We start from the raw sequence: 21,797 nt of genomic DNA on the forward strand, positions 1-21,797 counted from the left end.
TCAAACGGAGCGCTTATTTTCTCTCTTTTATCCGTTTAAATTATGTTTTTTCTAAAACTGATTGTTGTTTTTAAAAACTTCCTGATTGACTTCTTCTATATAATTTAAAACATCATCTTTACCTGTTTGTTCTGTGGCAGATGTTACAAAATAATGAGGCATTTCTTCCCAGTTATTGGCAAACATTTGTTTTTTATAGGCTGCAATATGCGAGTCAATTTTGGTTTTGCTTATTTTGTCTGCTTTGGTAAAAATAATGCAAAACGGAATTTCACTTTCGCCCATGTATGACATAAATTCTATATCTATATTTTGAGCTTCATGACGAATATCTATCAAAACAAAAGCACAAACCAATTGTTCCCTGGTTTCAAAATAATCAGTGATGAATTGTTGAAAAACAGATTTTGTTTTTTTGGATACTTTAGCATAACCATAACCTGGTAAATCGACCAAAAACCAATTATTGTTAATTTTAAAATGATTAATTAATTGTGTTTTTCCAGGTCTTCCTGAAGTTTTAGCTAAATTTTTGTGATTGGTAAGCATATTAATCAACGAAGATTTACCAACGTTTGATCTTCCGATAAATGCGTATTCCGGCAAAAAATCCTGTGGACATTTGGAAACTTCAGAATTGCTTATAATAAATTCGGCGGTATTGATTTTCATGTTTTTGGTTTTTAAAACCTTTTAAAATTTGAAGCTTGTGCTATAAACTCTTTTTTGTAAGCCATTCTTCAAGAATTTCATTAAATTCCTGAGGATGTTCCATCATAGCAGCATGTCCGCATTTGTCAATCCAGTAAAGAGTTGAATTAGGTAATAATTTATCAAATTCTTCTGCCACATTAGGTGGAGTTACAGCATCATTTTTACCCCAAATAATACAGGTTTCCACTGTCATTTTTGGTAAATCTTTTGCCATATTATGACGAATAGCACTTTTGGCAATAGTTAACGTTTTAATTAATTTTATACGATCGTTAACTGTTGCGTAAACTTCGTCAATCAATTCCGGAGTTGCAATTGCCGGATCATAAAACACATCTTCGGCTTTCTTTCGGATGTACTCATAGTCGCCTCTTTTCGGATAACTATCTCCCATAGCACTTTCGTAAAGACCAGAACTTCCGGTAATTACAAGTCCTGCGACTTTATCAGGATATAATTTAGTATGATAAAGTGCTATATGTCCTCCTAATGAATTACCTAATAAAATTACTTTGTCAAAACCTTTAAAAGTAATGAAGTCTTTCACATACTTTGCAAAACTTTTTACATTGGTTTTTAAAATACTTTGAGTATATATTGGCAAATCAGGAATCACAACTTTGTATCCTTTAGTTGGAAAATATTCTGCTACAGCATCAAAGTTACTGAGGCCTCCCATTAAGCCATGTAAAATAACGATAGGAGTTCCTTCTCCAGCTTCATAATAGCTGTACTTACCTTCTTTTTTGTAGTTTTTGTCCATTTAATCTAATGCCAATTTCAATTTCGACAAATATAGGCTTTAATAAATAAAAATGAATTTTTGGTGCTGTTTTTTAACTACATAATTTTAGTAGAATTTATAAGTGTTTATAAATCAGCTTTTATCGCCTTTTTTATTTTTTCTAAAAAATGTTAAAACATTTATACAATATGTATTTTTTTAAGAAAATAAGTGTTCATTTTTTGTAATTTTTAATTAATTGTACATTCAAAATAATTAATACTTAATCTCCTGATTGTCTTTTAATTAATTAGCTTTTGATCAAAGTGGTTAAACTTATTAACAAAGTGGTAGTTAGTGGTAAAATGTGGTAATATTTTTTATATTTTTGCTTTATAACATCTTAATGTAATTTTTTGAACACAATTGTTGGAACATATGAGTGTAAAGTTGATGCTAAAGGAAGGCTAATGATGCCTGCGCCTTTAAAAAAGCAATTGGCTGCTTCTCTTCAAGATGGATTTGTCTTGAAGCGTTCTGTTTTTCAGCAATGTTTGGAGTTGTATCCGATGCAAGAGTGGGACCTGATGATGCAAAAAATCAATAAGCTCAATCGTTTTGTTAAAAAGAATAATGATTTCATTCGAAGATTTACTGCCGGAGTCAAAGTAGTAGAAATTGATGCATTAGGAAGATTGTTGGTACCAAAAGATTTAGTGGCTTTTTCAGGTATTGCTAAAGATGTGGTTTTTTCATCAGCGGTTAATATTGTGGAGATTTGGGATAAGGATTTATATGAAAAATCTATAAGCGGCGAAGATATGGATTTTGCAGATTTAGCTGAAGAAGTAATGGGAAATATTAATGACGACGACAATGGAATATCATAATCCGGTTTTGCTTCATCCTACAGTTGATGGTTTAAATATTAAACCGGACGGCATTTATGTAGATGTAACTTTTGGAGGCGGAGGTCACTCAAAAGAAATTTTAAAAAGACTGGGGCCAACCGGAAAATTATTTGCTTTTGACCAGGATGAAGATGCGCTTGTAAATGCATTGGCTGACGAGAGGTTTACTCTAATTAATGAGAATTTTAGATTTATAAAAAGATTTTTGCGCTTTCATGGAGTAAAAAGTGTTGATGGAATTTTAGCAGATTTAGGAGTTTCCTCACATCAGTTTGATGTTCCGGAACGAGGCTTTTCAACTCGATTTGATGCAGATCTGGATATGAGAATGAGCCAGAAAAATGATCTGAACGCGTATCGGGTGGTTAATGAATATGATGATGCCAACCTGAAAAGAGTGTTTTTGGATTATGGTGAATTGAAAAATGCACCGGTTTTGTCAAGAACAATCATTGAAGCAAGAGAGTATCAGCCTATAAAAACTACAGATGAGTTAAAAGAAGTTTTGGCAAAATATTTACCTGAAAGGGTTCGAAACAAAATACTGGCCCAAATATATCAGGCGATTCGAATTGAAGTAAATCAGGAAATGGATGTCTTAAAAGAATTTATTGAGCAGTCATTAGAGATTTTGAATCCTGGTGGAAGATTATCTGTCATCTCCTATCATTCTTTAGAAGACAGGCTGGTTAAAAGATTTATTAAAAACGGAATGTTCAGTGGAGAGCCTGAACGTGATTTTTTCGGAAATTTTTCTGTTCCGTTTAAAACCATCGGAAAATTAATTGTGCCGGACGATGCTGAAATTAAAATCAACAACAGGGCAAGAAGCGCCAAATTAAGAATTGCCGAAAAAATATAATATAAGGTAGAAATGAAAACGGGTGTAATCGATATATTAAAAGCAAGGTTTCTTATAAATGATGATGCGGTAAAAAACTGGAGATTCATTGTTTTTATTATTTTACTGGCTATCCTAATGATTGCAAATACACAAAGATATGAGCAGAAGGTTTTTGAAATAGCAAAACTGAGTAATGAGGTAAAAGAACTCCGTTCTGAATTTGTTGACCGTCGCTCAGAATTGCAAAAACTAAAAATGGAGTCTACTGTAACAAGTGAAATGGAAAAAAAGCAAATTTATCCATCAACAGTTCCTCCGACAAAAATAGAAGTAAAAAAAGAAGAAGAAAAAAGTTTCTTTAAAAAAATATGGCAGTAGACGATAAACATATATCCTATAGAATTTACCTCGTGGCGGTTTTCATCTTTTTGATAGCAATTGCTATTGTTGTTAAATTAACCAATATCCAATGGGTTGAGGGTAATTATTATCGAAAATTGGCCAAGCAGCGTACGGTCAGGAATTTTGTAATCCCTGCCAATAAAGGAAATATTTATTCTGCTGATGGAAGCCTGCTTGCAACATCAATTCCCAATTATGAAATACGTTTTGATTCTAAAGCAGCTAATGAAGAGAATTTTGAAAAATATATAAAACCGCTCTCTGATTCCTTGTCTGTTATTTTGGGGAGACCAAGCGGTTATTATCAGAATGAATTAAGAAAAGCACGTGCCAATAAAAATCGCTATTATTTAATTGCACGCAATTTAAGTTATACTCAATATGTTAGAATCAAAGGGTTTCCTCTTTTTAGTCTGGGAGCTTTCAAAGGTGGAATCATTATAGAGCAGGAAACAGTTAGAAAACATCCTATTGGAAAAATTGCAGAAAGAACAATTGGTTATGACCGTTTTGATCCTGCGACAGGTGTTGAAGTTGGAAAAGGAATAGAATGGGCTTTTAAAAGTTATCTGAATGGTAAAGATGGTAAAATTTTAAAACAGAAAATTGCTAAAGGGCAATGGAAACCTATTCGTGATGTAAACGAAATAGACCCTCAGGATGGTTATGATGTAATTTCAACAATAGATGTTTTTATTCAGGATATTGCACACCATGCTTTATTGAAACAATTGGAAGATTACGAAGCAGATCATGGTTGTGTTGTCGTTATGGAAACGCAGACGGGACATGTAAAAGCGATTTCTAACTTAGGAAGGGCTGAAGACGGGTCATATTATGAAACTACAAATTATGCGATTGCAGAATCTCATGAGCCTGGTTCTACTTTCAAGTTAGTTGATTTAATGACGATTCTGGAAGATAAAGTGGCGGACACAAGTACTGTTTATGATAGCAAAGGTGGTGAAATCAGATATTATGGACGGGCAGTTAGGGATTCGCATAAAGGAGGCTATGGAAAAATTTCGCTGGCACGTGGTTTTGAACTCTCGTCAAATACAGTAATGGTCCAGGCAGTTTACGAGAATTATAAGAACAATCCATCAAAATTTGTAGATCATATAAAAGGTTATGGATTACATAAAACACTCGGATTGCATTTTAAAGGAGAAGGTAGAGCGATTATTCCGCATCCCGGAGATAAAAACTGGTCTGGTGTTTCCCTTCCCTGGATGGCGTTTGGATACGGAGTTTCTGTTACACCAATGCAGACCTTAACATATTATAATTCTGTTGCCAATAATGGAGTGATGGTAAAGCCACAATTCGTTTCTGAAATTAAAGAATGGAATAAAACGATTAAAAAATTTGATGTGGAAGTTATAAATCCACAAGTATGTTCTCCGGAAACTAACAAAAAACTGAAAGCTGTTTTACTTAATGTAGTTAAAAAAGGAACGGGTTCAAAATTATATTCCAAAGATTTTTCGATGGCAGGTAAGACAGGAACGGCTCAGGTAAATTATGGTAAAGCAGGAAAAGAAGGCTTGTACTATGCTTCATCCTTTGTTGGATATTTTCCTGCTGAACATCCAAAATATTCTTGTATTGTGGTGGTTCATAAACCAAATACATCAAAAAATAATTATTATGGAGCTGATGTTGCAGGCCCCGTTTTTAAAAGAATTGCCCAAAAAATATTTACAGATGCGCCTTCAACAAATAAAATAAAAAAACTTGATTCTAAAATTCCAAAGCAGGAATATAGTTATGATAATTATGATGTAGAAGCAAGAAAAAAACCAAAATTGATTCCAAATTTAAAAGGTATGCCGGGGATGGATGCAATTGCCTTACTGGAAAATCTTGATATAAAAGTAAAAGTGATTGGAGTTGGAAAAGTAAAAAAACAATCAATACAGGCAGGGCAAAATATTAATAAAAATACAATTATAGTATTAGAATTATCGTGAAAATACTGAAAGACATATTATACAAAGTGGGCATTGAATCTGTTACAGGTTCAACCGAAATTGCTATTCACAGAATTGACTTTGATTCAAGAAAAATTGAAACAAATGATGTATTTGTAGCTATTCGCGGATCCTTATCTGATGGCCATGATTATATAGACAAAGCAATTCAATTAGGTGCAAATGCCATTATATGTGATATTTTGCCACAGGATACTGTAAAAGGAATTACCTATATAAAAGTAAAAGACACTAATACTGCACTAGCTTTTATGGCAGCTAATTATTTTGGAAATCCTTCTGAAAAATTAAAATTGGTTGGTGTAACCGGTACAAACGGAAAAACAACTATTGCTTCATTATTGTTTCAGTTGTTTCAAAAAGCGGGTTTTAAGGTTGGTTTATTATCAACTGTAAAAATTATGGTCGATGAAAAAGAATATAAAGCAACGCACACTACTCCTGATTCACTAACAATTAATCATTATTTAAATGAAATGATTGACGCTGGAGTAACACATTGTTTTATGGAAGTGAGTTCACACGGAGTTCATCAGAAAAGAACAGAAGCACTACATTTTACAGGTGGAATTTTTACTAACCTGTCACATGACCATCTAGATTATCATTCCACTTTTGCAGAATATCGTGATGTAAAAAAATCATTTTTTGATTCATTGCCAAAATCAGCTTTTGCCTTATCAAATATTGATGATAAAAATGGTAGTGTTATGCTTCAAAATACGAAGGCCAGAAAACTTACTTATGCACTGAAAACATATGCTGATTTTAAAGCATATATTTTAGAAAGCCAATTATCAGGTTTGTTGCTTAAGGTAAATGATAATGAAGTTTGGGTAAAACTGATTGGAAATTTTAATGCTTATAATGTTTTGGCAATTTATGGAACAGCTGTAGAGTTGGGAATGGATAATTTAGAAGCGCTGCGTTTACTGTCTGATTTAGAAAGTGTTTCGGGTCGTTTTGAATATATAATTTCCCAAAGTGCTATAACTGTTATAGTAGATTACGCACACACTCCGGATGCACTCGAAAATGTTTTAAAAACTGTTGAGGATATTCGAACAAAAAACGAACAATTGATAGCCGTTGTGGGTTGTGGAGGTAATCGTGATAAAGCAAAACGACCAGTTATGGCCCAAATAGCTGCAAGTCTAAGTGATAAAGCAATTTTAACATCAGATAATCCAAGAAATGAAGATCCGGAAGTAATTCTGGACGAGATGGAAAAAGGAGTTGAGCCTCAGAATTATAAAAAAATATTGAGAATTACTGATAGAAAGCAAGCTATAAAAACAGCTTGTCAATTGGCCCAGCCTGGCGACATTATTTTGATTGCAGGTAAAGGGCATGAAACATATCAGGAAATAAATGGTGTCCGTCATCATTTTGATGATATGGAAACAGTTAAGGAAATTTTAGAACAGTTAGGAAAATAGCAAAAATTCAATTGACCATTTTAAAACTGGTATTTGGAATTAAAATAAAAAGATATGTTATACTATTTATTTGAATATTTAAACAAAACATTAGATGTCAGCGGAACGGGAGTTTTCCAATATATTACTTTCAGATCGGCTTTGGCATTTATGCTTTCTCTCCTTTTGTCAACGATTTATGGTAAGCGTATCATTAATTTTTTACGTAATCAACAGGTTGGAGAAACGGTTCGTGAATTAGGTCTTGCAGGTCAGAATGAGAAAGCAGGAACTCCAACAATGGGAGGACTTATTATCATTTTTGCAACCCTTGTGCCAGTTTTGTTATTTGCACGTTTGCATAATATTTATATAGTATTGCTTATTGTTACTACACTTTGGATGGGTACAATTGGTTTTGTAGATGATTATATTAAAATATTCAAAAAGGACAAAGAGGGACTTAAAGGAAAATTCAAAGTTATAGGTCAGGTTGGTTTAGGTCTTATTGTTGGTTTGGTCCTTTATTTTAACCCTGCAGTAACAGTTAGAACAGATACGGGATATAGTGATGCATTCAAAACGACTTCAACGGTAGTTTTACCTGCTCCTATCGAAGAAAAATCTACGGCAACAACAATTCCTTTTGTAAAAAATAATGAATTTGATTATGCTGAAGTATTATCTTTTATGGGAGACGGATATGAAAAATGGGCATGGTTAATTTTTATTCCGGTTGTTATTTTCATCATAACAGCCGTTTCTAACGGAGCAAATTTAACTGATGGAATTGATGGTCTTGCAGCCGGAACATCTGCAATATCCGTTCTTGCACTCGGAATATTTACGTTTGTTTCGGGAAATATCATTTTTTCGAATTATCTCAATATTATGTATATCCCCAATTCGGGAGAAATGACGGTTTTTATATCAGCTTTTGTAGGTGCTTTGATTGGTTTTCTTTGGTACAACTCGTATCCCGCATCTGTTTTTATGGGCGATACAGGAAGTTTGACTATTGGCGGAATAATAGCAGTATTGGCAATTGCAGTGCGTAAAGAAATATTGATTGTTTTATTCTGTGGAATTTTTCTTGCTGAAAGTGCTTCGGTAATTATTCAGGTAGCTTATTTCAAATATACCAAAAAACGTTTTGGAGAAGGGAGGAGAATTTTTCTGATGTCTCCTTTGCATCATCATTATCAGAAGAAAGGATATCATGAGAGTAAAATTGTAACCCGATTTTGGATAGTTGCCATCATGTTAGCCATATTATCAATTGTTACCTTAAAATTAAGATAGATATGAGGCTTGTGATTTTAGGAGGAGGGGAAAGCGGTGTGGGAACTGCTATTCTGGGAAAGAAAAAAGGATATGATGTTTTTGTATCGGATTTTGGAAAGATAAAAGAAAGTTACAAAGAAGTTCTTGTTATTAATGGTATTGCATGGGAAGAGGAAAAACATACCGAAGACCTGATTTTGAATGCTGATGTAGTCATGAAAAGTCCGGGAATTCCTGAAAAATCCCCGATAGTAAAAAAGCTGTTTGCAGCTGGTATAAAAGTTATTTCGGAAATTGAGTTTGCGAATCCTTACACTGAGGCGCTAACAATAGGAATTACTGGTAGTAATGGAAAAACAACTACAACGATGCTCACGCATCACCTACTTAAATCTGCAGGATTAAATGTTGGGCTCGGAGGCAACATAGGAAAAAGTTTTGCGTGGCAGGTAGCCGAAAATAAGTATGATGTTTATGTTCTTGAACTAAGTAGTTTTCAGCTTGATGGAATCATCGATTACAGACCAGATATTGCCATTATTACCAATATTAGTCCTGATCATTTAGATCGATACGAATATAAATATCAAAAATATATCGATTCTAAATTTAGGATTACCATGAATCAGACAGAAAGTGACTATTTAATTTATGATGCAGATGATGAAGCAATTTCGGAATGGTTAAGTAATAATACAACAAAAGCAAAATTAATTCCTTTTTCACTCACAAAACAATTTAGTGAAGGGGCTTTTATAAAAGACAACAAGATGGAAATAATGATTAACCAGGAAGAGTTTACAATGGAAACAGAATACATTGCATTAGAAGGAAAACATAATATGAAAAATGCAATGGCAGCAAGCTCTGTAGCAAAATTGATGCAAATAAGAAAAGCGACAATTCGTGAAAGTTTATCTAATTTTCAGGGGGTTGAGCACCGTTTAGAGAAAGTTCTTAAAATTCAGAATGTTCAATATATTAACGATTCTAAAGCTACAAATGTAAATGCTACTTTTTTTGCTTTAGACAGTATGAATGCCCCAACTGTTTGGATCGTTGGAGGAGTAGACAAGGGAAACGATTATAATGAATTAATGTCATTAGTACGTGAAAAAGTAAAAGCTATTATTTGTCTGGGGGTTGAGAATCATAAAATTATTGATGCTTTTGGCAATGTAGTAGATATTATGGTAGAAGTAAATAATATGAGTGATGCTGTAAAAACTGCTCAGCGTTTAACAGAAAAGGGAGATGCCGTTTTACTGTCTCCGGCATGTGCCAGTTTTGATTTATTTGAAAATTACGAAGACAGAGGGAAACAGTTTAAGCAAGCGGTTCATAATCTATAAAAATAGTTTCAAGTTTAAGGTTATGTGAAAACTTGAAACTTGAAATAAGAAAAACTTGAAACTAAACGCACTATGAAGGAATTGGTAAACAAATTAAAAGGAGATAGGGTAATATGGTCATTTGTGGCTTTATTAGCACTATTTTCGTTTATGCCTGTTTTTAGCGCGAGCAGTAATTTGGCTTATATAGGTCATGGAACCGGTAATACATTAGGGTATTTGGTTAAACATTTAGCTCATATTTGTATTGGTTTCCTCATTATTTATTGGGTGCATAAAGTACCCTATCACTATTTTAGGGCGATTTCAAAAATTGCGTTACCTGTTGTGTGGATTTTGCTTGTTTATACTTTATTAAAGGGAACTGTAATTGCTGGTGCCAATGCAAGTCGTTGGATACAAGTGCCTTTTATCGGAATTACTTTTCAGACATCAACAATGGCATCTATCATATTGTTTATATATGTAGCTCGCTATTTATCGAAAACTAAAGAAGAAAATGAACCTTTTCAAGTTTCGTTGGTACAGCTTTGGATTCCGGTTTTTATTACCCTGGCTTTGATATTACCAGCAAATTTTTCAACTACTGCATTAATTTTTTGCATGGTTATGATGCTGGCCTTTATTGGTAAATATCCATTAAAGTATATTGGGTTTATTTTAGGCTCAGGAATTGCAATGTTGGTGTTTTTCCTTTTAGTAGCCAAAGCTTTTCCGGATTCAAGATTTTTTAGCAGGGTATCAACCTGGGAAAGTCGTATTATGAACTTCACCACAGATAAACCTGATGAAGATGATTATCAGATTGAAAAAGCAAAAATAGCTATTGCATCCGGAAAATTAGGAGGTTTGGGCCCTGGAAAAAGCGTTCAGAAAAACTTTTTACCTCAGTCTTCATCCGATTTTATTTATGCAATAATTGTCGAAGAGTACGGACTAATTGGCGGATTAATGGTGTTGATTTTATATTTATTGTTACTATTTCGATTTGTGATCGCTTCGCATAAAGCCAATACCTTATTTGGAAAATTAGTCGTCGTCGGACTGGGCTTTCCATTAATTTTTCAGGCAATGATCAATATGGGTGTAGCAGTAGAATTGTTGCCCGTAACAGGACAGACCCTTCCTTTAATTAGTAGTGGTGGTAGTTCAATCTGGATGACCTGTTTTGCCCTCGGAATCATTATTAGTGTAACTAAAAAAGATGAGGAAATTGTTGAAGAGCAACTTGAAAGAGAACGAAGAAAGGAAGCGCTGCAACGATTAATTGATAAGGAATTAGCAGAAGAAGACCTGATAAATGAAAAAGAAGTTGATGCTGAAATGTACTCAATTGAAGATAATTCTAAAAATCCAATGAATGCAGTATTAAATAAATAAAATTCTAAAACAAAATAAATTTTTAAGCATTTATAATTTAAGATATGACAAAATATAAATTCATACTAAGTGGTGGTGGTACTGGGGGGCATATCTATCCGGCGATTGCGATTGCAAATGAATTAAAATTACAATTTCCTGATGCTGAATTTCTTTTTGTTGGTGCCAAAGATAAAATGGAAATGCAGAAAGTACCTCAGGCAGGTTACGAAATAAAAGGACTTTGGATTGCAGGAATACAAAGAAAAATAACATTCCAAAACATGATGTTTCCTTTTAAACTTATAAGCAGTCTGTTAGATTCTAATAAGATCATAAGAAACTTCAAACCTAACGTGGTAATTGGTACCGGAGGTTTTGCAAGCGGACCCTTGTTGCGCGCTGCAGGTTCTGCAGGAATTCCGACAGTAATTCAGGAGCAAAATTCTTTTCCGGGTATTACAAATAAGTTACTGAGCAAAAAGGCCAATGCCATTTGTGTTGCGTATGAGAATTTAGAACGCTTTTTTCCAAAAGGGAAAATTGTTTTAACCGGAAATCCGGTACGTCAGGATTTAATTGATATTAGCAGTAAAAAAGAAGAAGCGATTGCTTTTTATAATCTTGATCCGAATAAAAAAATACTGTTGGTCTTAGGAGGAAGTCTAGGTGCAAGAAGAATAAATCAGTTAATTGAGAAGGAATTAAAAAACATACTTTCTCACGATATTCAGATTATTTGGCAATGCGGAAAATTATATTTTGGGGATTATAAAAAATACAATCTTCCAAATGTAAAGGTTGTTGATTTTATAGAAAGAATGGATTTTGTCTACGCAGCGGCAGATGTTATCATCTCCCGGGCAGGAGCGTCATCAGTTTCAGAATTATGTATTGTGGGGAAACCGGTAATTTTTATCCCGTCACCAAATGTAGCTGAAGATCATCAAACTAAAAATGCTCAGTCAATTGTTGATGCAAAAGGTGCTATTTTATTGAAAGAATCAGAATTAGATAGTCAGTTCAGTATTGTTTTTGAGGCTTTATTAAAAGATAAAGGCAAGCAAAATCAATTAAGTGAGAATATTAAAAAACTCGCAATGCCTAACGCCACGAAAGCTATCATAGAAGAAATTAAAAAGTTGTTATAATGTAATTTTTTTTAAAAATCATACAACAATATAATAGAAACAGAATGCTATTTTAGGCATTTTGAGTTATTAAAATTAGAAAAATACAAAGGCTTAATTATTAGTTTTTTATGAATTAGAATACTTGTAAATAGCTCAAAAATAAAATTGAAATGAATTTAAATCAAATACAAAATGTTTATTTTATTGGTATTGGTGGTATCGGAATGAGCGCCTTGGCCCGCTATTTTAAAAATATCGGAAAGAAGGTTTCGGGTTATGATAAAACGCCGTCAATGCTGACAAATGAATTGATTGAAAGTGGTATTGATATTCATTTCGAGGATAATATTGGTTTAATACCCGATGATTATTTTGTAGAAAATACTTTAGTTGTTATTACTCCAGCGGTTCCAAGAACACATTCAGAATGGAATTATTTTTTAGAGAGACAATATGAGGTTAAAAAACGTGCCGAAGTTTTAGGAATTATTACCAAGGATACTTTTTGTTTTGCAGTTGCGGGAACACATGGAAAAACGACTACTTCCAGTATTTTAGGACATGTTTTATATGAGAGTGGAGCAGATGTTACTGCTTTTGTTGGCGGAATTGTAGAGAATTATAATTCTAATTTGATTGGAAACGGTAAAACAATTACTGTAGTTGAAGCCGATGAATTTGATCGCTCATTTTTGCATTTACATCCTAATATCGCCTGCGTTACATCAATGGATGCTGATCATTTGGATATTTACGGAACCAGCGATGCTATTGAAGCTTCTTTTCTGGAATTCGCTACCAAAATAGAAAACAAGCGTAACCTCTTTATAACTAAAGAATTGTGGATAGAAGGTGTTCAATGTGCAATTAATGAAGAAGCGCCTTATAAGGCATTTAATGTGCGTATAGAAAACGGCAGTTATGTTTTTGATGTTCAGACACCATCAGAAATTATCAAAGACCTTCATTTTGGATTACCAGGAAAGCATAATTTAATGAATGCATTAATGGCAATTGCGATGGCTGGTACTTTTGGAATTGCAACAGATAAAATTGCAAAAGCAATTGCTTCCTTCAATGGAATCAGGAGACGTTTCTCTTATCAGATAAAATCAGAAAATTTAGTTTATATAGACGATTATGCACATCATCCAACAGAGATAAATGCTGTGCATCAGGCGGTTAGGGAGTTGTATCCCAATCGTAAGGTATTGGCTGTTTTTCAGCCGCATTTATTCAGCAGGACAAGAGATTTTGCAGACGGATTTGCCCAAAGCTTATCAGCATTTGATGAAGTGTTTTTGATGGATATTTATCCGGCACGCGAATTGCCAATGGAAGGAATTACTTCTGATTGGTTAATGGATAAAATGACAAATAAAAACAAAAGAATTGTTGCGAAAGAAGATTTATTAGCGTCAATCAAAGCCAGTGATGCGCCAATAATTGTAACAATAGGGGCTGGTGATATTGGTGAAATGGTTCCTTCAATTAAAAAAATGCTAAATGAAAATATTTAATTGGACAAATATTCGATTGGTGCTTATTTTAGGTGCGGTATTGTTTTTGTATTCATTTGCACAACATAGAAACGGAGATAGGAAACTAAAAAAATCGAATGTAGTTTTTATAGGTGAAAACACACTTTTTTTAAAATCTGAAACGGTTAATAAATTGTTGATAGAAAATAAAAAGGACGCTTCCACTATCCGAAAAGATGAGGTAGATTTGAATAAAATAGAAAAAAACCTTGATTCGCAAAAGTTGATTGAAAAATCAGACGTGTTTGTGAGTATTGATGGTGTTCTAAAAGCGGTAGTAAAACAAAAGACGCCAATAGCCAGAATTTACGATGGCGGCAACTCTTTTTATATTGACTATGAGGGTAATAAAATGCCTTTATCAGAAAATTTTACAGCCCGTGTTCCTATCGTTTCAGGAGCAATTAATAAAAAAAATAACGAAGAATTAGCCGCCCTATTTCGCACAATTTATGACGATGCGTTTTTGAAAAAAAACATCATTGCCATACAAATTATGCCTAATGGCAGCTTAAAATTGTTTAATAGAAATTATAATTATTTCATTGATTTTGGCAGAACAATGAATGTGGATGAAAAATTTAGAAATTATAAAGCTTTTTTTCAGAAAGCCGTTTTGGATAGTTCGTTATACAAATATAACAAAATTGATCTCAGGTTTACCGAACAGGTAGTTTGCACAAAATAATAGAAAATGGAAAAAGATAACATTGCAGTAGGTCTAGATATTGGAACAACAAAGATAGTGGCCATGATAGGCAAGAAAAACGAATATGGTAAACTGGAAATTTTGGGTATCGGTAAATCCAAAAGTCTGGGTGTGGCGAGAGGTGTTGTAAACAATATAACGCAAACTATTCAATCGATTCAGCAAGCGATTCTGGAAGCCGAAAATAATTCGGGTTATAAAATCAAAGATGTGGTTGTAGGTATTGCCGGTCAACACATCAGAAGCATTCAGCATACAGATTATATTAGCCGCAGCAATCCGGAAGAGGTAATCGGCGAGAATGATATTCAATTATTAATCGATCAGGTAAATAAACTGGCGATGTTACCCGGTGAAGAAATTATTCACGTTTTGCCACAGGAATTTAAAATTGATGGTCAATCTGAAATCAAAGAGCCTATCGGAATGTATGGCGGAAGATTAGAATCTAGTTTTCACGTGGTAGTAGGACAGGCATCATCCATCAGAAATGTTGGCAGATGTATTCAGAGTTCAGGCATAGAGTTGTCCGGTCTTACTTTAGAACCTTTAGCTTCAGCAGATGCTGTTTTAAGTCAGGAAGAAAAAGAGGCAGGTGTAGCACTTATTGATATTGGAGGCGGAACAACAGATTTGGCTATTTTTAAAGATGGCATCATTCGTCATACTGCTGTAATTCCGTTTGGTGGAAATGTAATTACAGAAGACATTAAAGAAGGATGTTCGATTATTGAAAAACAGGCAGAGCTTTTAAAAATAAAATTTGGTTCAGCATGGCCGGGAGAAAATAAAGACAACGAAATTGTTTCTATACCTGGATTAAGAGGACGTGAGCCAAAAGAAATTTCACTAAAAAACTTGTCTAAAATTATTCACGCACGTGTCGTTGAAATTATTGAACAGGTTTTTACTGAAATTAAAGCGTATGGACATGAAGATCCAAGGAAAAAGTTAATTGCAGGAATCGTTCTTACTGGCGGCGGTGCTCAATTAAAACACATTAAGCAGTTAGTTGAATATATAACTGGTATGGATACCAGAATTGGTTATCCTAACGAACATTTAGCTGGTAATTCAAGTGAGGAAATTTCAAGTCCGTTATTTGCCACTGCAGTTGGGTTGGTAATGAACAGTATTGAAAATAGTACACAAAGTGCTGTAAGAAGGGAAGTTGTAAACGAACAGCCAAAACCAGTTTACATAAATGTACAGACTCCTGTAAAACAACGATACGAAGTAGAAGAAAACTACGTTGAAAGAGTAGAAACTTTTGATCAGCCAATAGAAGTTAAAAATAATTTGGCGATTGAAGAGTCTACAGAAACTAAAATAAGACGATCATTTTTTGATCGCTACGTCGATAAAATCAAGGATTTTTTAGACAACGCAGAATAATAAAAAGAAAAGGAATTGCTTTTTGCCCCAAGTGAGAAGTAAAAAATGTATTAAATAAGAATTTCAAAACCAAAAAGATGATGAGCAACTCAGAATTTGGAAGTATTTCATTTGATTTACCAAAAAACCAATCAAATGTAATCAAAGTAATAGGTGTCGGTGGAGGCGGAAGTAATGCTATAAACCACATGTTCAAGCAAGGTATTAAAGGGGTAGATTTTATCGTTTGTAATACAGATTCACAAGCACTACAAAACAGTGCTGTACCAAACAAAATTCAGCTGGGAGTAAATTTAACAGAAGGTCTTGGGGCAGGAGCAAATCCTGACGTTGGCCAACAATCTGCTATTGAAAGTATAGCTGACATCGAAAAAATGTTGGACCGCAATACTAAAATGGTTTTTATTACTGCTGGTATGGGGGGAGGAACCGGAACAGGAGCAGCTCCGGTAATTGCACAATTAGCCAAAGAAAGAGAAATTCTGACAGTAGGAATTGTAACAATTCCGTTTCTTTTTGAAGGGAAAGTACGTCAGGAGCAAGCACTTTTAGGAATTGAAAAATTGCGTAAACAGGTAGATTCACTAATTGTAATCAATAATAACAAATTAAGGGAAGTTTACGGAAACCTGGGCTTTAAAGCAGGATTCTCTAAAGCCGATGAAGTTTTGGCTACAGCTTCAAGAGGTATTGCCGAAGTAATTACACATCACTATACACAAAATATCGATTTACGTGATGCCAAAACAGTATTGTCTAACAGCGGAACTGCTATTATGGGTTCTTCTGTTGCATCAGGTGAAAACAGAGCTAAGGAAGCTATTATTTCTGCCTTGGATTCGCCATTGTTAAACGATAATAAAATTACAGGTGCCAAAAACGTATTGTTGCTTATCGTTTCTGGAGCTAACGAAATCACATTGGATGAAATAGGGGAGATTAATGATCATATTCAGGCAGAAGCCGGTTATAACGCCAATATTATTATGGGTGTTGGTGAAGATGAAACGCTTGGCGAAGCAATTGCAGTAACTATCATTGCTACTGGTTTTGATGTTGAACAACAGAATGAAATTGTAAATACAGAGCCTAAAAAGATAATCCATACATTGGAAGATGAACAAAGAAGTGTTCATAATCTGTCGGGTAAATCAGTAACTTCTTTTGATCTAAACAATGATACTCCTTCTGCAAAATCAGGAGAAAAAATTGTTTTTGATTTATTAGAAGACCCAGTTACACCTTCAGATCCTGTTGCTGTTGCTCCAGCTATTAATCAGGAAGAATTAGTGGTTATGTCAGAGTTTATTAAAAATTTAGATGTAACATTTGAAATAGTTTCGCCGATTACGGATATTAATTTTACTATCTCAGCTCCTGAAGTTGTAGCTGTACAGGAAGTAAAACCTGTTCAGCAAAGAGTTTTTGAACAACAGGAGCAAACGACTTTTTCATTTGATCTGCCTCTTTTTAAAGCAGAGCCTGAAGTTAAAAGAGAACCGGTTGTTGAAGATAACAGAATTTTGTTTGAATTAACAAACGAAACCCGTGAAATAAAAGTTAATGAAGCCGTACAATTTGTTCCTGTGACGGAGCTTTCAGAAAATGGGGTTATCAAATATTCATTAGAAGAATATATGGAGGTTGAAAATGATTTAATCACATCAAAGCCTGTTGATAAGGCAGTCGAAGAAGTAATTCCTGAGGAATTAAATATAACAATGAAACCAAGAGTTGATTTTGACAGCGAACCTGACTTTACAACTACATCTGAGGTTTCTCCCATGGAATTAACAATTGAGGAAACGTTACGATTAAGAGCAGACGAAAGAAGAAAAAAATTAAAAGATTTTAATTATAAATTCCATAATAATGTTTCTAAAATTGATGAAATGGAAAAAGAGCCTGCTTATAAAAGGTTAGGTATAGATTTGTCCAATTCCCAATCAAACAACAGTAATTCAAGGATATCTGTAGGAACAGACAGTAATAATGATTTGCAATTGCGTTCAAATAATTCATTTTTGCATGACAACGTAGATTAATTTTGTATCTTTTAATATAAGACAGCCCGAAAATTGAATTTAATTTTCGGGTTATTTTTTTTATCTTCGCACAGAATTTAAATTCGGGTCTTCCTGAGTATACAGACAAGAGTAATCTTATTGTTAATTTTAGAGATTTGAATTACTTTCAAATAATTATAAATTTATAAGTTTCGGCTTATCCAAATAAAAATAAATGAGTTTACAGACACAAATCATGGACGAAATAAAAACCGCCATGAGAGCAAAAGATACAATAGCATTAGAGGCATTAAGAGCCATTAAATCTGAAATGTTATTAGCTGCAACAGCATCAGGTTCTAAAGAAGAACTGTCAGAAGATGATGAAATTAAATTGCTTCAAAGACTGGTTAAAACACGTAAGGAAAGTGCAAGAATCTTCACTGAGCAAAATCGTCCTGATTTAGCAGAACCAGAATTGGCTCAGATTGCAGTAATCGAGAAATTTCTGCCTGCACAATTGAGCGAAGCAGAAGTTGAAGCCATAATTGCTAAAATTATTGCGGAAACAGGTGCTTCCGGAATTGCTTCAATGGGTAAAGTAATGGGATTAGCGACTGCACAATTAGGCGGAACTGCTGAAGGAAAAACAATTTCTACTATTGTTAAGAAATTATTAGTTTAAAAAATTTGATGTAAAGCTCAGGTTTAAATTGATTCTGAGCTTTACAATCAAACATAAATACTGACTGCGTAGTTCAACTGGATAGAATATCAGATTTCGACTCTGAGGGTTGCAGGTTCGAACCCTGTCGCGGTCACACACGGGCTAAGGAGTTTTTCTTCTTGGCCCGTTTTATTTAAGCTAATTCCAGCCATCCGCTATATCTTTTATGGCGAAACCCGCCACAAAAGGATGCCGCTGCTGTCTGGGCTAGGATTCAGGTTTCAGCAGAAAGATAAATTGATTATTACTTATCCAGGACTTTTGCAAATAACTTTGAAAATTAGCAAAACCATTTTCAGTAAGATTCTCCAGGTCAATCATTTTGTTTAAGCTGGTGTCGAAAATCTGCCAGTTTTGGATTTTCGCCAGTCTGGCAATTTCAAACAATGCTTTTTCCCCATAAAGTGAAATCATTTTGTTACTTACTGGTTCGTCGTCCTTATAAAAATCGATGGAAAAATCATCTCCTTTCATTTCACCGGATTCTTCTAAACCAAAATGTTCAGATATGATTTTGTCAAAAGCTATTGGAATTAGTTTTTCCTCATCGACTTCATCAATAACATTAATTTTTTGTACAGAATTAAATAATACAATATCCCAACTCATAATTTTTAACTAAATAATTTATTTCTTTTCTATTCCTCAAAAACCTTTTCAGTATCAACTGGATTATTTTCCTGATATAGTTTCTGTCCTATTTTTCCTTTGTCACCTAATGCACGTCCTTTAATAAGCCAGGCAATTCCAAAAGCAAAAAGTGAAAGTGCTTCAAAAACCAAAGTCGAATAAGGAAAAAGGTTAAACTTTTCCGAAACAGGAACCAGAATAATAAATACCAATATTGAATAACCGCAGCATCTGTAAATGTTATTTTCGTTGAGGATGCTTTTTGGAGAACGGGTTTCATTTTCCTGACCAATAGTAAAAACATTAATGGCTAATAAAGCGAATATTAAAAATAGCACGGCAGCAAAACCATAATGCAGCCAGCCAATCCATTTTTCATTAAGCGGAATCAGAGTATACATTTTATCAGCTACAACCTCAGGATTTGTTGGAAAAAGTGCAACACCCAAAGCCATAAGTCCCGAAATATTAGTCAGCAGATTGTCGTTTTTCCAAAAGGAACGATTACCATGACCTCTGTAGCAAATCAAAAATAAACCCACAGCACATAAGGCCCCGGTAAAAATTTCCCTGAGATTGGTATAATAGTAATGGCTTATCGAATGCTGAACCGTTGTCTGAAAAAAGGAAATGAGTGATAAGACTATCAACAATATCGGCAGACTGATTCCTATATAACCAATAGCACGCCGAATTCTGCGATACGTGAAAATATCATAGCTTTCAATTTTAATTTCTTTATTGTCAATTTTCATAGGAATGATTTTATTTGGAATGGTAGTAATAATTATCTCATGATATCCGTATCAACAGGAATATAACCCAAATGCCTGCTTAAGGATAAAATTTGTCCTTTGTGATGATATTCATGCGTAATGGCGTGACTAAAAAGCCGAAAAGGTTTTGCCGAACTTATGCTGTTTTGTGTTTCATATGTTATTTCATTTTCAAATTGATCCATTGTTAAAATGAATTCCGACATGAAAGTATCCACATCATCAAACAGCCTTATAACATTTTGTATTGTGTTGAAGTTTTCGTATTCAGAATAGCTTACTTTTTTTTTCAATACAATATTGGCAATCCAATATTCATAAGTGTTCGCAATATGAACTAACAGGTTTCTTATACTTCCGCCACGGCCGAATGAATTGTTTTGATTAACAAAATCTTCAGGCGAAACCGTTTGGCAATATTCGAACAATACGCTTCTCGATTCTTTTACAAATTTATATTGTTCTTTACTATATACAGACATTAATTCCATATCAAATAGATAAAAAATGGCATTACAAGATTATTATTTCTTAGAAAATAAATTTTCCACAACCCAGGCAGGTCCAATCATTAAAAACTGAATATCTTTCAGGAAAGAAGGTTTTTTGCCTTCAATGTTGTGGCCGTAAAATTGTCCGATCCAGGCGATCACAAACACACCGATGGAAAATATCCATAATGGAAGAACCTGACCGATATAATAATTCACAACCAGACAAATTGCTGAAAAAATGGCAATCTTAAAAGCCATAGCAACCGATAATCGAATATAAAAAACCAACACAAAAAGCAATACCACCACAGCCCAATTCTCGATTATGGGCATGTTGAGCTGAAAAATGCGGGCAATAGAACCATTCGGAATGCTCATTAGCAATCCAACAATAGAAAAATAAATTGCCGGCACGCATATGTAATGAATGGCTTTGTTCTTTGGATTCTGATGGCTGACAGCATATTCTTCAAACCATTGGTCTAATGTTCTCATTGTTTACGAATTAGGGTTGTATCAAAGCTATTAAATATTTTCTATTTTAACGTTAATTCCCCTATTGATTCCATTTCTTAAATTGTGAATATCTATTTTCAGAATCAGCGGTTTTATTTTCTTTAAAATCTATCTTTGGCTTCCTTAAAAAAATAGAGATGAGCACAATTTGGTACGAATGCAAAGTAAAATACAGAAAAACAGATGATATTGGATCACAAAAGGTTACGACAGAGCCTTATCTTGTTGATGCGATATCGTATACAGAAGCGGAAAGCAGAATTAACGAAGAAATGGGAGCTTATGTGAGTGAAGAATTTAAAATCACCAATATCAAAGTGGCGAATTATGCTGAAATCCATCCTTTCGAAAATGCGGATCGCTGGTTCAAATCGAAAGTTTCTTTAGTAGCTTTTGATGAAGAAAGCGGCAAGGAACGCAAAACAAACATGTATTTACTGGTTCAGGCGAACGATGTAAAAGAAGCCTATGACAATACCGTTGCGGTCATGAAAAACACAATGGGAGATTATACCATTCCTGCGATTTCAGAATCGCCAATCATGGATGTTTTTCCTTATTTCAGCGGTGATGAAGATGATTTGGAACAAGTGGAAAAATTCAACGCGCTTAAAGCTTCCAAACCTGAATTGGTTGCTGTAGGTGATAACGGAGAAAGTATTGATGAACTTATAGAGGCAGAAATCGAATAATGTATCAGAAAATTAATGAGGGCTTTTAAAGTCCTCTTTTTTTATGAAAATTATAAGAAGCTATTCCTGCTGTCCGCTGTATCTTTTGTGCCGAACCCCGGCACAAAAGGATGCCGCTGCCATCCTACCGTGTGGACACAAATATAATTTTGCTATTTTTATTTCAGAAACAATTA

General features: G+C 34.0%; 21 protein-coding genes and 1 tRNA gene. 16 read left to right on the forward strand and 6 right to left on the reverse strand.

Going from position 1 to position 21,797, the window contains the following annotated elements:
• Positions 1 to 51 precede the first annotated feature (51 nt).
• On the reverse strand, positions 52 to 672 hold the full coding sequence (yihA, locus tag ABI657_RS08030) for a ribosome biogenesis GTP-binding protein YihA/YsxC (RefSeq protein WP_348096728.1): 621 nt from the start codon (positions 670 to 672) through the stop codon (positions 52 to 54).
• A 40-nt stretch (positions 673 to 712) separates the two neighbouring features.
• Positions 713 to 1,477, reverse strand: coding sequence for an alpha/beta hydrolase (locus ABI657_RS08035; protein ID WP_348096729.1), 765 nt, complete (start codon positions 1,475 to 1,477; stop codon positions 713 to 715).
• A 377-nt stretch (positions 1,478 to 1,854) separates the two neighbouring features.
• Between ABI657_RS08035 and mraZ the strand changes: the two genes are divergently transcribed.
• From mraZ to ABI657_RS08110, 15 genes are all read left to right on the forward strand, one after another.
• A complete protein-coding gene (mraZ, locus tag ABI657_RS08040; protein WP_348096730.1) occupies positions 1,855 to 2,328 on the forward strand; it encodes a division/cell wall cluster transcriptional repressor MraZ in 474 nt (157 codons plus the stop codon).
• Complete coding sequence (rsmH, locus tag ABI657_RS08045; protein ID WP_348096731.1) at positions 2,303 to 3,211, forward strand: 16S rRNA (cytosine(1402)-N(4))-methyltransferase RsmH; 909 nt, start codon at positions 2,303 to 2,305, stop codon at positions 3,209 to 3,211. Before mraZ ends, rsmH begins: the two co-directional genes overlap by 26 nt.
• 12 nt (positions 3,212 to 3,223) lie before the next feature.
• Positions 3,224 to 3,571, forward strand: a complete 348-nt coding sequence (locus ABI657_RS08050; protein ID WP_348096732.1) for an FtsL-like putative cell division protein — start codon at positions 3,224 to 3,226, stop codon at positions 3,569 to 3,571.
• Positions 3,562 to 5,568 (forward strand): penicillin-binding protein, encoded by a 2,007-nt coding sequence (locus tag ABI657_RS08055; RefSeq protein ID WP_348096733.1) that lies wholly within the window; start codon positions 3,562 to 3,564, stop codon positions 5,566 to 5,568. The genes ABI657_RS08050 and ABI657_RS08055 overlap by 10 nt, the downstream gene beginning before the upstream one ends.
• Complete coding sequence (locus ABI657_RS08060; protein WP_348096734.1) at positions 5,565 to 7,028, forward strand: UDP-N-acetylmuramoyl-L-alanyl-D-glutamate--2,6-diaminopimelate ligase; 1,464 nt, start codon at positions 5,565 to 5,567, stop codon at positions 7,026 to 7,028. Before ABI657_RS08055 ends, ABI657_RS08060 begins: the two co-directional genes overlap by 4 nt.
• A gap of 54 nt (positions 7,029 to 7,082) precedes the next feature.
• Positions 7,083 to 8,309: a phospho-N-acetylmuramoyl-pentapeptide-transferase gene (gene mraY / locus ABI657_RS08065; protein ID WP_348096735.1), complete on the forward strand. Its 1,227-nt coding sequence runs from the start codon at positions 7,083 to 7,085 to the stop codon at positions 8,307 to 8,309.
• 2 nt (positions 8,310 to 8,311) lie between these two features.
• A complete protein-coding gene (murD, locus tag ABI657_RS08070) occupies positions 8,312 to 9,643 on the forward strand; it encodes a UDP-N-acetylmuramoyl-L-alanine--D-glutamate ligase (RefSeq protein ID WP_348096736.1) in 1,332 nt (443 codons plus the stop codon).
• A gap of 72 nt (positions 9,644 to 9,715) precedes the next feature.
• Positions 9,716 to 11,023, forward strand: coding sequence for an FtsW/RodA/SpoVE family cell cycle protein (locus ABI657_RS08075; RefSeq protein ID WP_348096737.1), 1,308 nt, complete (start codon positions 9,716 to 9,718; stop codon positions 11,021 to 11,023).
• Between the two features lie 44 nt (positions 11,024 to 11,067).
• Positions 11,068 to 12,153, forward strand: a complete 1,086-nt coding sequence (murG, locus tag ABI657_RS08080; protein WP_348096738.1) for an undecaprenyldiphospho-muramoylpentapeptide beta-N-acetylglucosaminyltransferase — start codon at positions 11,068 to 11,070, stop codon at positions 12,151 to 12,153.
• 152 nt (positions 12,154 to 12,305) lie between these two features.
• On the forward strand, positions 12,306 to 13,655 hold the full coding sequence (murC, locus tag ABI657_RS08085) for a UDP-N-acetylmuramate--L-alanine ligase (protein ID WP_348096739.1): 1,350 nt from the start codon (positions 12,306 to 12,308) through the stop codon (positions 13,653 to 13,655).
• Entirely contained in the window at positions 13,642 to 14,364 is a 723-nt protein-coding gene (locus ABI657_RS08090) for a cell division protein FtsQ (RefSeq protein WP_348096740.1), read from the forward strand. The genes murC and ABI657_RS08090 overlap by 14 nt, the downstream gene beginning before the upstream one ends.
• Positions 14,365 to 14,370: 6 nt before the next feature.
• Entirely contained in the window at positions 14,371 to 15,780 is a 1,410-nt protein-coding gene (gene ftsA / locus ABI657_RS08095) for a cell division protein FtsA (RefSeq protein WP_348096741.1), read from the forward strand.
• A 77-nt stretch (positions 15,781 to 15,857) separates the two neighbouring features.
• Positions 15,858 to 17,825 carry a cell division protein FtsZ gene (ftsZ, locus tag ABI657_RS08100; RefSeq protein WP_348096742.1) on the forward strand — a complete coding sequence of 656 codons (1,968 nt, stop codon included), beginning with the start codon at positions 15,858 to 15,860 and terminating at the stop codon, positions 17,823 to 17,825.
• Positions 17,826 to 18,021: 196 nt separating this feature from the next.
• The gene (locus tag ABI657_RS08105) at positions 18,022 to 18,471 is read left to right on the forward strand and encodes a GatB/YqeY domain-containing protein (RefSeq protein ID WP_348096743.1); all 450 of its coding nucleotides are present in this window, start codon (positions 18,022 to 18,024) and stop codon (positions 18,469 to 18,471) included.
• 62 nt (positions 18,472 to 18,533) lie between these two features.
• Positions 18,534 to 18,607 (forward strand) — tRNA-Arg (locus ABI657_RS08110).
• Between the two features lie 113 nt (positions 18,608 to 18,720).
• Here ABI657_RS08110 and ABI657_RS08115 read toward each other — a convergent pair.
• The 4 genes from ABI657_RS08115 to ABI657_RS08130 are packed head-to-tail and all read right to left on the reverse strand — an operon-like array spanning position 18,721 to position 20,908.
• The gene (locus ABI657_RS08115) at positions 18,721 to 19,122 is read right to left on the reverse strand and encodes a hypothetical protein (RefSeq protein WP_348096744.1); all 402 of its coding nucleotides are present in this window, start codon (positions 19,120 to 19,122) and stop codon (positions 18,721 to 18,723) included.
• Between the two features lie 29 nt (positions 19,123 to 19,151).
• Positions 19,152 to 19,898, reverse strand: a complete 747-nt coding sequence (locus ABI657_RS08120) for a hypothetical protein (RefSeq protein ID WP_348096745.1) — start codon at positions 19,896 to 19,898, stop codon at positions 19,152 to 19,154.
• A gap of 32 nt (positions 19,899 to 19,930) precedes the next feature.
• The gene (locus tag ABI657_RS08125) at positions 19,931 to 20,410 is read right to left on the reverse strand and encodes a DinB family protein (RefSeq protein ID WP_348096746.1); all 480 of its coding nucleotides are present in this window, start codon (positions 20,408 to 20,410) and stop codon (positions 19,931 to 19,933) included.
• 33 nt (positions 20,411 to 20,443) lie between these two features.
• Entirely contained in the window at positions 20,444 to 20,908 is a 465-nt protein-coding gene (locus tag ABI657_RS08130; protein ID WP_348096747.1) for an Mpo1-like protein, read from the reverse strand.
• A 158-nt stretch (positions 20,909 to 21,066) separates the two neighbouring features.
• Between ABI657_RS08130 and ABI657_RS08135 the strand changes: the two genes are divergently transcribed.
• Complete coding sequence (locus ABI657_RS08135; protein WP_348096748.1) at positions 21,067 to 21,621, forward strand: DUF4494 domain-containing protein; 555 nt, start codon at positions 21,067 to 21,069, stop codon at positions 21,619 to 21,621.
• Positions 21,622 to 21,797: the final 176 nt, after the last annotated feature.

The sequence above is a fragment of the Flavobacterium sp. genome (assembly GCF_039930565.1).
GTDB lineage: Bacteria > Bacteroidota > Bacteroidia > Flavobacteriales > Flavobacteriaceae > Flavobacterium.